At 28.1% G+C, this 15,700-nt stretch carries 13 protein-coding genes and 1 other RNA gene; 11 read left to right on the forward strand and 3 right to left on the reverse strand.

From position 1 onward, the window contains the following. Window positions 1–53: 53 nt before the first annotated feature. From HGG64_RS03270 to HGG64_RS02860, 3 genes are all read right to left on the reverse strand, one after another. Complete coding sequence (locus HGG64_RS03270) at window positions 54–1,796, reverse strand: variable surface lipoprotein (RefSeq protein WP_169580444.1); 1,743 nt, start codon at window positions 1,794–1,796, stop codon at window positions 54–56. A gap of 240 nt (window positions 1,797–2,036) precedes the next feature. After that, window positions 2,037–3,305: a hypothetical protein gene (locus HGG64_RS02855; RefSeq protein ID WP_169580445.1), complete on the reverse strand. Its 1,269-nt coding sequence runs from the start codon at window positions 3,303–3,305 to the stop codon at window positions 2,037–2,039. Window positions 3,306–3,471: 166 nt separating this feature from the next. Next, complete coding sequence (locus tag HGG64_RS02860) at window positions 3,472–4,020, reverse strand: inorganic diphosphatase (RefSeq protein ID WP_169580446.1); 549 nt, start codon at window positions 4,018–4,020, stop codon at window positions 3,472–3,474. A gap of 109 nt (window positions 4,021–4,129) precedes the next feature. On the opposite strand from HGG64_RS02860, the gene ruvA reads away from it, so the two are divergent. The 11 genes from ruvA to HGG64_RS02915 all read left to right on the forward strand — a co-directional run bounded on the left by ruvA (window position 4,130) and on the right by HGG64_RS02915 (window position 15,699). After that, window positions 4,130–4,741, forward strand: coding sequence for a Holliday junction branch migration protein RuvA (gene ruvA, locus HGG64_RS02865; protein WP_169580447.1), 612 nt, complete (start codon window positions 4,130–4,132; stop codon window positions 4,739–4,741). After that, window positions 4,725–5,675, forward strand: a complete 951-nt coding sequence (gene ruvB, locus HGG64_RS02870) for a Holliday junction branch migration DNA helicase RuvB (protein ID WP_169580448.1) — start codon at window positions 4,725–4,727, stop codon at window positions 5,673–5,675. Before ruvA ends, ruvB begins: the two co-directional genes overlap by 17 nt. Window positions 5,676–5,710: 35 nt before the next feature. Beyond that, window positions 5,711–8,359: a protein translocase subunit SecDF gene (secDF, locus tag HGG64_RS02875; RefSeq protein WP_169580449.1), complete on the forward strand. Its 2,649-nt coding sequence runs from the start codon at window positions 5,711–5,713 to the stop codon at window positions 8,357–8,359. Window positions 8,360–8,375: 16 nt separating this feature from the next. Next, entirely contained in the window at window positions 8,376–9,635 is a 1,260-nt protein-coding gene (gene hisS, locus HGG64_RS02880; RefSeq protein ID WP_169580450.1) for a histidine--tRNA ligase, read from the forward strand. 3 nt (window positions 9,636–9,638) lie between these two features. After that, a complete protein-coding gene (gene aspS / locus HGG64_RS02885) occupies window positions 9,639–11,315 on the forward strand; it encodes an aspartate--tRNA ligase (protein ID WP_169580451.1) in 1,677 nt (558 codons plus the stop codon). 18 nt (window positions 11,316–11,333) lie between these two features. Continuing rightward, entirely contained in the window at window positions 11,334–11,585 is a 252-nt protein-coding gene (secG, locus tag HGG64_RS02890) for a preprotein translocase subunit SecG (RefSeq protein ID WP_169580452.1), read from the forward strand. Between the two features lie 5 nt (window positions 11,586–11,590). Beyond that, the gene (rnr, locus tag HGG64_RS02895) at window positions 11,591–13,729 is read left to right on the forward strand and encodes a ribonuclease R (protein WP_169580453.1); all 2,139 of its coding nucleotides are present in this window, start codon (window positions 11,591–11,593) and stop codon (window positions 13,727–13,729) included. A 28-nt stretch (window positions 13,730–13,757) separates the two neighbouring features. Next, entirely contained in the window at window positions 13,758–14,189 is a 432-nt protein-coding gene (gene smpB / locus HGG64_RS02900) for an SsrA-binding protein SmpB (RefSeq protein WP_169580454.1), read from the forward strand. After that, window positions 14,189–14,555, forward strand: a transfer-messenger RNA (tmRNA) gene (gene ssrA, locus HGG64_RS02905). The genes smpB and ssrA overlap by 1 nt, the downstream gene beginning before the upstream one ends. A gap of 83 nt (window positions 14,556–14,638) precedes the next feature. Then, window positions 14,639–14,821 carry a DUF2188 domain-containing protein gene (locus HGG64_RS02910; protein ID WP_169580455.1) on the forward strand — a complete coding sequence of 61 codons (183 nt, stop codon included), beginning with the start codon at window positions 14,639–14,641 and terminating at the stop codon, window positions 14,819–14,821. Window positions 14,822–14,823: 2 nt separating this feature from the next. Further along, window positions 14,824–15,699: a bifunctional 5,10-methylenetetrahydrofolate dehydrogenase/5,10-methenyltetrahydrofolate cyclohydrolase gene (locus HGG64_RS02915; protein WP_169580456.1), complete on the forward strand. Its 876-nt coding sequence runs from the start codon at window positions 14,824–14,826 to the stop codon at window positions 15,697–15,699. Window position 15,700: the final 1 nt, after the last annotated feature.

Genomic DNA, 15,700 nt, shown 5'->3' on the forward strand with positions numbered 1-15,700 from the left:
TTGGAAATTTGCTTCTTAATTCAGGAATTAAAAATTTATATAAAAACTTGGCATTAACCAAGTTTATCCACTGTTGAGGTAATAGTTTTTTTCTGAGTAACAACAATTTCCTCTGTTGCTTTAGAATTAACATTGTTTGCATTGTAAACGAAATATTTTATATCATATACAAAGTCAACTGTTATAGTTGTATTATCTTTGTTAATTCTTATATTTGAAACCTCTTTTGGTTTAATTTGTAGTAAAGAAAATATAATTTTATCTTTATTTGAGACGGGATCTTTTATTATGCCATTATCGAAGTTTAAGTTACCTTGAATTTTTCTTCCTTTATATCTAAATTCTCAAAATGAATTTGTGTCATCTAAAGTAAATCTATCACGATCTTTATTATCGATTTCGGTGATTACATTTCAGTCATTTGAAAAACCAAAATATTTTTTTAGATCCTCGGGACTCACTATTTTTACACCATCTATATCATTATTATTATATTGATTGTATAGATTTTTCAAATTATTTTTAAATTCTTTATTGGTAATGTCCGTAATTTCTATGTTGAAATCTTTTTTAATATCCAAATCATCTCTTGCGGTAGGGAAATTATTTACTTTAATATTTTTTGTATTTGATCTATCTTTTACATCATTTAAATCATAAGTAACATAATAAGAAATTAGAAGACTTCCTTCAATGTCATTTGATTTAACATTATCAATTTCTATAGATAAACCACCTTTTTTTTGAAAATATTTAAGATTTTCAGTTGCATCAAAATCGAAAAAAGTACTTACAATAGAATTTTTTGCCGAGTTTGATCTTCCTTCAAAAACGGAAGCAAAAAAAGTCTTGTCATAATTATTTTTTATAACTATTTTTCTATCTAGAAGATAATTTAAAATGTCTTTATTTGTAACTGAATCACTAGGGAGAATAACTCTTGTTCCACTAATTAATATTTTTTTTGTTTTTTGCTCTTCGCTATTTTCTTTTATTTTGTATGAATAGTTGAATGCAAATGTTGCATTATTGTTTCTTCTGTTTAAACTTATGAAATCTAAATCAATTATTTTATTACTAAATAAATCATTTAAATAAACTCCATTTGACATAATATTTAAATAATTTAATACTTCTTGACCTCTTAATGAATAAAGATCATTAATATTTTTATTATTTTCTATTAATGTATTTTTATTTAACGAGATTTTGAAAAATTTAAAACTTTCAAGTTTTTTGTGATTATGAAAATCACTTATTAAATAATTATTAAAACTAAAATTTTTTTCATTGTATAACCCTTGAACCGAGATAGAAAGACTACCCTCTAAATCATTATACGCATCAGCATAAACTTTCTCTATTTTTATGTTATTAGCTTGTTTTAACACTAATTTGTTCAAATTCTCCGATACTAATAGATTTTTGTCTAATTCAAAAATATTTACTACTTCAGCTTTTTGATCCTTATCTAACATAATTACTTCAGAATCTTTTTTATCATCCATGTCAGGATTTGGATCTGGAGTTGGGCTAGGTTCTGGATTTGGCTTTGGGGCTGGCTCAGGATTTGGTGTCGGATCTGGCATTGGACTTGGTTCGGGTTTTGGGTTAGGATCTGGCATTGGTTCTGGAGTTGGCGCTGGACTAGGATTTGGATCTGGTTTAGGATCATCTGGCTTTGGGTCGGGCTTTGGTTGCTTGTCTGTATTGTTGCATGCTGCTGCAACTAATGGTACAGTTAGTACACTAGCGATTGAACCAATTGAAATCATTATCTTTGTGAGTTTTTTCATATTAATTTCCTTTCATGTTTTCTTCAAATTTATAAATTAATTTTTAAACCTTTTATATTAATATTTTACAATTTTTGTTTTTCTTTGGGCGGCTTAATTTGCAATTTAAAAGGTTGTGGCTATAAATTATAAAAAAAAATTTATATTTTTTTCAATTAATATAAAAAAAACAAAACACGCATTAACTAAAATAAATTAATGCTACATTTTTTATAATTATTTATTTTTTAAAAAACCAAGTTAATTTTCTTTTTTATCTATATCGCCAAAATAAATGTCTAATCCAACATTATTGGCGACAAATCTTTTTCACACCTTAATCGCTTCATCACGACTTTTATACTCTTTAAGCTCTCCCACTCTTTGGCCGTTTGTATTATCTCACTTATTAAACAAGTATTTAGGATACCATTCTCTTTCATCTCTAAATGCCCTATCATATCAAAATTCAATCTTATCAACCGCATAAGTGTTTGTCGCAATTGCAAGTGGCATCAAAAACTCATTTAATAGCTTTATCATTCGATTAAATCTCCAAGCTGGGTCATATTCAGCTGCAAAGTCCGCTAAATCGAAAAAGAATTTTTCGTCATCTTTAAATTCTAAAAACATACTTCTCGTCTTTCCTAAAAATTGAAAAGTATTCTTCATTACATTTTTTAAAGCCTCTTTTGTCTCATCACTAAATTGTTCATTTAATGACCTATCACTTAATCTTAAATCCCTTTTTAGCAAATCAATTAAGCTAAAATAATCACCCAAAAATTCATCCATAACATTAATGTTTCGGGCCTTATGTCCATCTTTTTTAACTAAGCTAAAATCTAATCAAAAATCGGCATTTAAATCACTAATAAAATTTTTATCATTATCACTTAAACGTTTAAAATCACTAGTGTTTTGCCTTTGATGAGAAAAATAACGCAAATTACCTACTCAGTTTTCAAAGCTTATTCTAGTTTTTGCTGCTTTTTTTCTTGTTTCAAAGTGTTCTTCAGCATTGTTGAAATAACCAATCTTATCTGTTGATATTGTTTTGCCATATTTTTGTCGATAAGACGCGTCATATGCTAAGAAGTCATTATTAATAATCTCTCATTGCTTCTTAGCCTCTTCAAAGCGCTTATTAGCTTCTTGTGTGCTAATAATGCGATTATTAATCTCTAGCGCACCAATATTAAGCACATAGCCCACAAACTTATCAGCAGCCTTGCCCTCCGTAAAAAGCGGCTTAGGCATCTCAGTTAAGCTTGAAGTTCAATAATAGCTCTCATTTCTGCTCTCAATTTGTTTATCATTTTCTTTTTTATCACCACTATTATTGCCGCCATCACCATTTTTTTGTGGAGTTTCTGGGCTAGGTTCTGGATTAGAAATTTTTCCCTGACTGTCAGATTTTTCTTTTTCAGACATTGAATTTTGATTTGGACTCTCATTTTCTTTATTTTTGCTAGGATCATTACTATTATCATTATTATTGCTATTATTATTGGGTATAACACATGACAAAGTGCTAGCAGCAGATAAAATTAGTGCACTTGGAATTAGAAAAGATATTATTTTTTTACTTTTTTCATATTTTAACCTTATTTATTTTTTGATTTTATTTATTAAATTATATATATTATCTTAAGGTAAAAATTAATTTAAAAAAATCCCCCATTTGGAGATTTTATTAAATGTATTTTTCTGGGTGTTCTTTTTTCATTTTAGAGATAAATTCTTCTTTATCTAAATCACCATATTTTTTCATTAATTCACAGCATTCTAAATATTCATGTTCTGCTCACTTAATATCTTCAAAGCCAGTTACTTGTGTTTGATTTTTGCCTTTGAATTCTTTATATGTTGAAAAGAAGTTTCTTACCTTCACAAGCCACATTTGATCAATATCATTTAAACTCTTAATGTGATCCAAACGATAATCATCGGCATGAACAGCAATTAGTTTTGTATCAGTTTCTCCTGAATCAATCATCTTCATTGCTCCCACTACTCTAGCATTTAGTGCTGTGCCAGGTAGAAATGTTTCTGGTGAGTAAACTAAAACATCAAGTTCATCGCCATCTCAATCAAGAGCTTCAGAGATATATCCATAGTTAGCGGGATAAGTAAATTCTCCTCTTAAAATTCTATCCACTTTTATCTTTTTGCTTTTACGATCATATTCATATTTAATGCTTGAATTTTTACTAATTTCAATATTTACTTCAATATTTTTCATAAATGTAATTTTAACATTTTTATAGTTGTTTCTCTTTGATTTCTTAATTTTTTCTTAATTTAAATTATTAGACAAAAAAAGTAAATAAACTATGAATTAGGAGAGAAAAATGAAAATTTATTTATATGGAAAAATTGTGCATGTAAGCACTAACTATTTAATATTGGATCACAATGGCGAAGGAGAGCTTATTTATGTTCCTGATATTCAAAGATTTAAAAAAGAAGAGGTAAAAAAGATCTTTATTTCAGATGTGGTAAATGAATATACAAAAATCACATATGGATTTGATTGCTTTAAAGAACTGGTTATTTTTGAAGATTTAATTGCGCTACAGGGTCTTGGACCAAAAACCGCAATTAGCTTACTAAATTTAGGATGAGAAAATGTAATTAATTACATCGCTAATGATGATAGAAAAGCACTGATGGAAGTTTCTTATGTGAATCAAAAATTAGCAAACAATATTATTTTTGCATACCGAGATAAATATCAAAAATTTATTTCAAAATTGACAGATGAAGAAATTTCTAAATTTAATGGCAAGGTCGCTAATAGCAGCAATACCAAAGAATTTGAGGACACAATGAAAATGTTGGGATTCAAGTCACAACAAATTAAATACGCACTTGAAAATATGAGCATTACAGAAAATATCGAAGAAAGTGTTGAAAGGGCCATTAAAATTATAGGAAACAAGATTAATGAAGCAAGAGTTTAGAATTGATTCATTTGACAAATTTATCGGACAAAATAAAATTACAAGTATTCTAAAAATAATGATATCATCAGCGAATGAACAGCATTCGATGATTGATCATATACTATTTTATGGTCCTCCCGGACTAGGCAAAACTAGTTTAGCAAAAATTATTGCCAATGAATTTAAAACTAATATTATTTATGTTCAAGGACCAATGATTGAAAAGAAAAGCGACATTTTAACAATCTTTTCTTCTGCTCAAGAAAACGACATAATATTTATTGACGAGATTCACGCCATGAATAAAAATGTTGAGGAATTATTTTATTCAGCAATGGAAGATTTTGCCATTGATATTGCCTTAGGGGTTGATGGAAATAAAAAAATTATGCGCTTAAAACTAAAAAAATTTTCTTTAATCGCTGCAACAACAAAATTTAACTTACTTTCAAAACCACTAAAAGACCGTTTCGGATACATCGGAAAATTACAACCGTATTCTAATCAAGAAATCGAAAAAATTATTAAGCAATCTGCCTCTGCTAATTCAATTAAGATTGACAAAGAAGCAATTGAATACATAGCAAAACATTCACGTCAAACTCCAAGAATTGCTAATAATTTACTAAAAAGGGTCAACGATTTTTGTATTTATGAAAAGCAAAAAATTATAACAATTGACATTGTCAAGTCAGCGTTTGACTATTTAGATGTATATTTATATGGTTTGTATTTGCCACAAATTGAGTATTTGAAAACACTCAATAAAACTTTTTATAATAAATATGCTTCTTTAGATTCGATTTCATCGATTATTAAAGATGATAGAAGTTCAATTTTAAGTGAAATTGAACCCTTACTTTTGATTTATAAACTAATAGAAAAGTCCTCACGGGGACGGCGGATAACAAACGCTGGAATTAAATATTTAGAAGAGCAAAAACTTATTTAAAAAAAAGAATAATAGTTTTAGTATAATTATATGCTATGAAAAAGGCAAAATTTATTAATAATAAGTTTAGATGATTTTTAAACATAATTTTTATAATTATCATGATATTGGCAACTGTTTTTGGTAGTATTTTTTATCTAGGACCTAAATTAAGTAACCAAACTGTAGATAAAGTATCAAATGCTAAAATCGGTTTAAGAATTCAAGCTAATAGTGTTAACAATCGAAATATTATTACCAATTCACGTGATATTATAAATTTAACACAGAAATATCTTCAAAGCAAAAATAGTGCTTTAGCATCCGCTTATTCTTTTAAATTACTATCAGATTCATTGGTATCTGTTACAGGCAATGATGTTAAAAGCGACGAACAACTTAATCAACTAATTTCGAGTTTAGTTAATAAACCATATCTAACAATTACCGATGAAAAAGGTAATCCGTTATTTTATAAAGGTTTATTTATATCCCAGACTCCTAATCCAAATAATCCCAACCAAATTACTAAAACACTACAAGATTTTATTAACGATGGACCAGAAGATTATACTGTTAATCTACTAGAAAATCCAGCTACAACTTATAATAGAGGTGGTGTTAGACAAAGAATTCAAGTTAAATTAGATAGAATAGGTTGAGAACAATTTATTCAATTATCTAATGCATATTTTTTTAGAAATATTATCAATAATAATAACAACGGTAATCCAAATGATCCATCATTGAAAGTTTATTTCTGATTAAACTTGCATGATTTTATTAAAGAAGCAAAGGAAAAATTTCCTGAAGATTGAAAAAAATCGGGAGAAAATCCAGTTAATTTTGCTTACATTAACAACAGTGTTAATTCGGAAGAAAAACGAGATGAAAATAATAGAGTCATTGAAGTAAAACCTCCGGTTTTGAAACTAAATGAAATCAATGCTAGACAATATTTAATCAGTAGTGAAAATCCAGCAGCTCTGCTATCGCCTGATAAAAGTGAATCTTCGTTTTATTTAATCAATAGAAATGAGCATGGACTAACTGATGAGGCCATTGCCGATTCAATTAATTATTCATACCTACCTTTTAACTTCATAAAAGAATACAGTTATTTCAATGTTAATCAAAGTAACCACAAAAATAGTTATTTAATTGTAATTGCAATTTTATTCTCATTATTTGCTTTATTCTTGATATCAAAATATAGACTATTAGGTTTTATATCAATAATATCTTTAGGTTTCTTCATTTTCGTGTTTCTGTCAATAATCACGGCATTTAATATTTCAATAACACCAATTATTGCTTTTGCTGTAATATTCATGATATTTGTAGTCTTTGAGCTTATTCATAATAAATTATCAATTTTTAAAAAAGAAGTTAATGAAGGTTCAAATGCTAACAAAGCTATTAACAAATTAGCAAAACATGGATTCATTGTTGGGCTTGATAGTGTGGCGATTTTAATTATTAGTTCAATAATTGCTATATTTATTAGTTTTCTTTATGTTAACACGCTTGGCATTATAATTTTTATTGGATCATTACTGGCGTTATTTATTACGGTTATAATTAATACTGTAATGCTTAAGAGTATTGTCAAAACTGAAACATTTGACAAAAACTCTGCCCCACTAGTTTACAAGAACCAGAAAATGTATACTTTTATATCAAAATTTGATCTTATCTCGAAATCTAAATATTTCACAATAATTTTTGCAGCCATTGCTATTTTGGCAGTTGTTATCTGAGGAATTGTAGCGGGAGTAAAAGGTTCTCCATTAAATGGGTTAAATTTAGACAATGAAGTTAAATATCATTACTACTACACTCTTGGAAGCGGACTAAATAATAACTTATCTTTAACTTCAGCACAAGAGATTGCAAATTATATTACTAAAATGAATCCTCAAGTTCAGGCTAATGTTCTACTTCAAAATATGTCAAATCTTGTTGGATCAGAAGTTTATCTTGTTGAAGTTTGATCAAATTCAAATATTTCAGGTTTAATAAATTCAACAAATTTACCACATGCTGTTGAATTGCTAGAAAAATCCATGAATGAAATTAGAATCTTAGATTTAGGAGTTAATATTGGCTTTTTAATAGCTGTTATAGTTGCTTCTTTATCGCTAGTATTCGTATACTTTAGCATGAGATTTTCACTACTATCAGGAGTAATTCTACTAGTCAAAGAAGCATTTATTGTTATTCTCGTTATGCTATTTACAATTATTACATACACTAATATCAATAATAGTATTTTTGGAACGATGGTACTACTAACAATGTTAAATGTTGTTGATTCTGCAATAAGTTCACAAAGAATAAAAGAAGAATTCAAAAAAGATTTAAACACTAAGAACTTTATTTACGAAAAAGAAAAAATTGATGAATTATTTAAGATTTATGTACAAGATGTTTTCTTTAGACAAATGTTAAATATTTTTGTGGCAATTGCCCTAATGTCAGCTGTCTTGCCTCTAATTACCAATTTAAATCCTACTTTTATTCTAAGTCTAGGTTTCGGCATTATTTCTGTAAGTTTAATAAACATATTTTTAATACCTAATATTTGAAGATTGTTATATATTAAGAAATACGAAATTAAGAAAAATAGAATAAAAAATAACTATTGAAAAACCGAAGAAATAGAAGAACAAACTTTTATTGGCATAAATGATTTTTCAATTTAGTCTAAAAGGGGTTTAAATGTTTAAAAGACTAAAAGGAACAAAAGATATTTTTAAAAAAGAAGCACTAATTTTAGAATATATTAAGGCTTCCTTTTTTAAAATTGCTAGAAATTATAACTTTGACTTTATCGAAACACCAATAATTGAAGATATTAATTTATTTATTAGATCCTCAGGAGAAATGAGTGATATCGTCTCAAAAGAGATGTACCATTTCAAAGATAACGGTGGCAAAGAAATTGCCCTAAGACCAGAAGGTACTGCTTCAGCAATTAGAGCATATGTTGAAAATAAAATTAACAATCTAGAAAATAGTAAATTATTTTACTTTGGACCAATGTTTAGACATGAACGCCCCCAAAAAGGGCGTTTCCGTCAGTTTAACCAAGGCGGTGTTGAAATCATTGAAAATAGAAGCATTAATACTAATTTTGAAATTATTAAACTAGCGCAAGATTTTCTACATTCACTTAGAATTGAAGATTTTATTTTAGAAATCAATAATCTTGGTTCAACTAAAACTCGAATTAAATACCTTCAGGTTCTAAAAGATTATTTTTCAGCACATGCCGATCAGTTATCAGATATCTCGAAGCAAAGAATGCAAAAAAATGTTTTGAGAATTTTAGATGATAAAGAAGAATCACAAAAAGATTTTGTAAAAAATGCTCCAAAATTAATAGACTATCTTTCTGAAGATGAGCTAAGAGACTTTAATAGCCTTTTAAAAAAACTTGATGATTTTGAAATTAAATATACACTCAACCCATATCTAGTCCGGGGTTTAGATTATTATAATGATGTTGTTTTTGAATTTGTATCAAATTCTGCGGCGCTAGGTAGTAAATCAACAATCTTGGGCGGAGGAAGATATGATGGAATGATAAGTTCTTTTGGTGGGCCTAACTTAGACTCAATTGGTTTTGCCTTCGGTGTTGAAAGACTAATGGAAATTATTAGTTATAATTTTGAAAAATATCCAGAATTAGATGAAGAAAATCTAGTTTTAATTGCCTTTTTAAATAATGAAGAAGAAAATGAAATTCTTAAAATTGCCTATGATTTAAGAAAATCATTTCAAGTTAAATTGATTAATAGTAAAATTAGCATTAAGCAATTATTTAAATTACAATATAAATATAAACCTAGATATTTAATTTTTAAAGAATTAAATTTTAAGGATAATGAAATTAAAGTCAAAACCTTCAATGCTGAAAAAAACATTGTTTATAGAGGAAATGATGATTTTAAAAAACAAGTTGAGAAATTGGAGTAGAAAATGAAAAAATATTACTGCGGAGAAATAAACCTATCGAATTTAAATCAAGAAGTTGAACTTTTTGGTTGAATTGCCAACAAACGAAAATTTAAGCAGCAAACTTTTATGGATCTGCGTGACTCTAGCGGTCTTGTTCAACTAGTATTAGAAAATATATCTGATCCTAAGTTAACAAAGGAAAGTTGCTTAAAAGTAAAAGGAATTGTAAAAAAAAGAATTGAGGCAAATTTAGCAATAAAATCAGGAGAAATTGAAATATATGTCTCAAGTTACGAAATTTTAAATTCTTCAAAGCAAATTCCTTTTGAAATCGGCAACAAAAATATTAATAATCCGAATGAAGATTTAAGATTAGAATATCGATTTTTAGATTTAAGAGAAGAAAAAATGTTGTCAAATCTAAAACTAAGACACCAACTAAATTTGGCAATTAGAAACTTCTTTGATAAACATGGATTTATTGAAGTTGAAACTCCAATACTTGCAAAATCAACACCTGAAGGAGCAAGAGATTATTTAGTTCCAACAAGAAGAAAAGGTAAGTTTTTTGCCCTGCCACAATCGCCTCAACTATTTAAACAACTTTTGATGGCTTCTGGAGTGGAAAAATATTTCCAAATTGCTAGAGTATTTCGGGATGAAGATCTAAGAAAAGATAGACAACCTGAATTTACTCAACTTGACATCGAAATGTCATTTAGCAACCAAGAAGAATTATTTAATTTATGTGAGCAAATGTGAAAAGAAATCCTATTGCCGCTTGGATATGAAATTAAAACTCCTTTTCCAAGAATGGACTTTGATTACTCAATGAATCATTATGGAAATGACAAGCCTGATACAAGATTTGAATTTTTAATTCAAGATTACAGTAGTGAACTTGGCAAAGAATATAAAAATGAATTTGTTAAGGCAATAGTTTTTGACCGTGATATTACTGAGCATATTAAAATAATTAATGAGATTTTCAAAAAGAATAATGGTACAACTTTAGACATTATTGATATAAACAATTCTAAGAACAAGGTCGCAAATTTTTTTAAAGATAAATGCGAGGAAATTAAAAAATTCACAACTCCATTTGCTATTATTTCGGCAAATAATGACAATGAAGATGCTTTAAAATCATTGGGTGCAATTAGAACAACTTTAAATGAAATTTATTCTTTAGCTGACAGTAGCAAACTTAATTTCGTCTGAATTGTTAATTGACCAATGTTTGAATTTGATAAAGAAACTAAAACCTATGCACCAGCACACCATGCCTTCACTCAATTTGATGAAAAAACTATCAAATATTTAGAAACTGGAGAATATGAAAAAGTAAGGGCAAAATCATATGATTTAGTTTTAAATGGTTTTGAGTTAGGCTCAGGTTCAATAAGAATTCATGATCCATTAATTCAGAAGAAAATGTTTGATATTCTTAAAATCTCTGAAAAAGAACAAAAAAATCGTTTTGGTTTTTTCTTGAAATCATTTGACTATGGTTTGCCGCCACACAATGGTATAGCATTTGGAATTGAAAGAGTATTAATGATTTTAACTAATTCTAAATCAATTAGAGATGTTATTGCATTTCCTAAAAACGCAAAAGGAATTGATTTGCTTACAAATGCGCCATCTGATGTTACAATAGAACAATTAGATGAATATGGTCTTTCAATTAAAAAATAAAAATAAAAAGGAGAAAAAATGGGAGCGATTACAATAATTATCATTGTCTTTTTAATGATTGTTTCATTTGCAATTGTCGGAATTTCTTTTATGATGGCCCCGGATTCAAATAGTTTTAGTGGAGCTTTAGTCGGAAGCAATGACTTAGATTTATTTAAGGTTTCAAAAGAAAGAGGCATTAAAAAAGTTTTAAAGTGATCAATGATTACTTTAGGAATTTTATTGTTTGTTTTATCTCTATCACTAAGAATCATTATTCAAAGAGGTTAAAATATATGACATATACAAATGATAAACAAAATGACAAAAATAGTGAAATATCAAAACAGAAAGTTCTAGATTTAATTTCTGAAAAAAGAGAATTATCTTTTGTTCAGATTGCGAGGATTTTAAGAATTCCACCACAACTAAATAACAAATTAACTACTCAAATAAACGAATTAATTAAAGAAAATTTAATTGAAGAAAATCGTGATAAAAAATATATTCCTATTTACTTTTTATTTGAACTTGAAGGAACAATTTCAATAACAAATAAACGTCTAGGGTTTTTGGATTTTGAGATTAATTCAGAATCTAAAAGCGCTTTTTTAAATTCTAAACAACTAAGATCGGCTTTAGATGGTGATCTAGTTTTAGCAAAAATATACTACTACTATGACAATGAAGGAAATAAGCTATACAAGGCGAATCTTATCAAAGTATTAAAACATAATAAAAAAATTGTGATAGGAACAATTAATAGATTTAATAATAAATTATATTTTAATGCTTTTGATGATCGTAATAAGGCAAATTTTTCACTAGTAAATGATAAAAATATTCCGAGTGAAATATTGACGACTGATCTTGTTAGTTGCGAGGTTCTTGAACCTGATTTAGATTATGTTAAAGTTTCATTTAAAAGGAAAATTTCTAGCTTAAACAATGAAGATTATAATATTGAGAAGATCATGGCTTCACATGACGTATCAAAGGAATTTGATTTAGATGTTTTAGAATATACTAAAACTTTGCCAACTGAAGTCAGCGAATCAGAGATTTCTTCAAGAGTCGATTTGCGTAATTTAATGACTGTAACCATCGATGGTCTTGACACCAAAGATTTTGATGATGCAATTTCATGTTATAAATTAGAGAATGGTAATTGGAAATTATTTATTCATATTGCTGATGTTTCATACTATGTTAAAGAAGGCGATCCAATTGACAATGAAGCTCTAGCAAGGGGTACAAGTATTTATTTACCTGATAAAGTAATTCCAATGCTACCTTTTGAGCTATCAAATGGTATTTGTTCACTTAATCCTAATGTTCTAAGAAATTGCATAACACTTGAAACTGAACTTGATGACAACGGAAATAATATTGATTCAAAAATTTATGCAAGTGTTATCGAATCAAATTATCGTTTAACATATGACCATGTTAACCAATATTTTAAAAATCAAATTGAAATTCCTGTTGATGTGTCTAAACTACTGGATTCTTCAAGACAAGTTGCTCAAATTTTGAAAGCAAAAAAAGAATCACAAGGTTATGTTGATTTTGAAATAAAAGAATCAAAAGTTATTATGAAAGATAATAAAGTTGTTGATATTGTGGTTAAAGAAGAAGGTGAAAGTGAAAAACTAATTGAACATTTTATGATTCACGCTAACGAAACTGTTGCTGAAATTATGATTGCGAATAAAATTCCGTCAATTTTTAGAGTTCATGATAAACCATCTGATGATAAACTATATGCCTTACAAGAATTACTAAATTTCAGTAATATGAAAGATATTGCTGTTCCTCGGGATGGTGATCCCAGATCATTTGCGGAAATGATCGAAAAAATCAAAAGCAAATCATTTGATGATTATTTAAAAATGGCAATGCTAAAAACAATGCAAAAAGCCATATATTCATCAAAAAATATTGGTCACTTTGGTTTAGGCTCAAAGGCATATTCACACTTTACGAGTCCAATTAGAAGATATCCTGATCTACTGCTTCACCGTTTAATTAGAAATTATATATTTATGTCAAAACCACTTAATGAGGATGGAAGCAAAATTCTAACAACAAAAATTGAAGAAATTGCGACAAGAAATTCAGAATCTGAAAAAATAGCAATGACAGTCGAAAGAGATATTGTTGACATCAGAAAAGCAGAGTTTTTTGATAAATTAATTAATCAGGAATTTGAAGCTACATTGACTAATATTGAAAAATTTGGGACATTCTTCAATATTGAAAAATATCAAACTAGTGTTTTAATACGATTTGAAAATATGGATGGTAATGTTGTTAAAGTTAACGACTTTCTGGCAAGGGGGAATAGCATCGCCTTAAATGTCGGAAAAAAATACAAAATTAGAATCACATCAATTGATCGTGAAAAAGGAAATATTAATGCCATGTTAGCGTAACATTGCATTTTTTTTGTACAATTATATTATGTCAAAATTGATCATTAAAAATAAATTCGCCAAATCCGATTATGAACTTGATAATCGTTATGAGTGTGGAATCGAACTGCTAGGATGAGAAGTTAAGAGTTTACGCGCGGCTAATGCTAAACTTGACAATGCTTTTTGTTCAATTAGTTCAAAAAATGAACTTTGGCTCAATAACTTAAATATTGCACAATATATGCATGTGAAGGGTGATTCATATCGAACAAGAAAACTGCTAATGCATAAGAGCGAAATCTTGCGCCTAAGAAATAAACAAGAGCGTTTAGCAATGATTTTAATTCCACTAACAATTTATTGGAAAGATAATCACATCAAAGTTGAAATTGCTTTGGCAAAAAAATTGAAAAAATTTGACAAACGTGAAAAAATTAAAGAAGAAGAAATCAAGAAAAGAACTAAATTAATCTATTAGGGGATGTAAAGGCTTCGACATATATTAATGCTATTAAACTTCAGTGGTCTTGTAAACCTAAATACTTCTAGGCTTTTTAAGCGCAGAACAAAAAAACCAAAAAGCATCATTTGTTAACCCAATGATGTTGTCAAATCCAGTTTACGCATACTAGTTAAATTGGTCGATTAGTAAATAGCTCGGTTTACTAAAATCGTTGAGAGCTTGGTAGTAAAATTTTAACCGCCTTTACTATGACATTTAGGTTAATCGGCAAATAGAATTTGTTAGTTAATATATTTTGCTTAAATCATTAACTGAATAAACTTGTAAACGTTTAATAGCAGCGATGTGTGGACCGGGGTTCGATTCCCCGCATCTCCACCATTTTTTATTTAAATTAAATTATTATTTAAAAATATTATTTACGATTATAATAAATAGTATATATAAAAAATAGGAGGAATGAAATGCCAGTTCGTTTAGTTGTAAACCACGATGATGGTTGGGCTGTAAAAAATCCAAAAGGAAAAAAAGCATTAAAAATTTTTAAAACTCAAAAAGAAGCGGTAGACTATGCTAAATCTCTTAAAGATACCACTTCTGTAAATGTCCAAAGTAAAACAGGTGCTTTTAGAAAATTCACAAGTTAAATATGTATAAAATTTTAGATGGAAAAAAATTAGCTTCAGAGATCAAAGAAGAAATTAGTGAAATTATTAGTAATTTAAATAATGACGATATACCAACTTTAGGAATACTACAGGTTGGAGATTTGGCTGAGTCAAATATATATATTAGACATAAGTTAGGTGTTGCCAAAGAAATTGGCATGAGAACTATTTTAATTAAGTTAGAAGAAAATGCTAATGAGAATCAGATAATTTCTGCTATTGAGGATTTGAAGCAAAAAAGTGACGGTTTCATTATTCAGCTGCCAATGCAAACTAACCAAATTAATGATGTACATAAAATTCTAGATTTAATTCCTAAATCTCAAGACATTGATGGTTTGACTTCAGCTAATAGTGATGTTGATTATCAGCTTACAGATAGCTTTTTACCCGCCACGGCATTAGGAATTATAATTTTATTAAAACATTATAATATTCCTCTAGTTAATCAAAACATTGCAGTCGTTGGACAAAGTAAAATTGTTGGATACCCCTTATCTAATTATTTACAACAACTAAATAATCAGGTTAGTCGTTATGATAAATTTACGCCTAAAGACACAATTATTAAAAATGATATTGTAGTGGTTGCAACTGGAGTAAGAAACTCAGTCAGCGTGGAATTGATTAAAAAAGGCGCGATTGTTGTTGATGTTGGAATACATAGAATTGACAATAAGATCATTGGCGATGTGGATTTTGACGCTTATAAAGAAGTTGTTTCTTATATCACTCCCGTTCCCGGCGGAGTTGGGCCAATGACAGTCATTTCATTAATCATAAATCTTATTAAGTCGAAAATTATCAGGAATCCTGGACTTATAGATTTTTTCGCTAAAATTAAAAAATATTGATAAA

Source organism: Mycoplasma phocoeninasale, assembly GCF_012934885.1.
Lineage (GTDB): Bacteria > Bacillota_I > Bacilli_A > Mycoplasmatales > Metamycoplasmataceae > Metamycoplasma > Metamycoplasma phocoeninasale.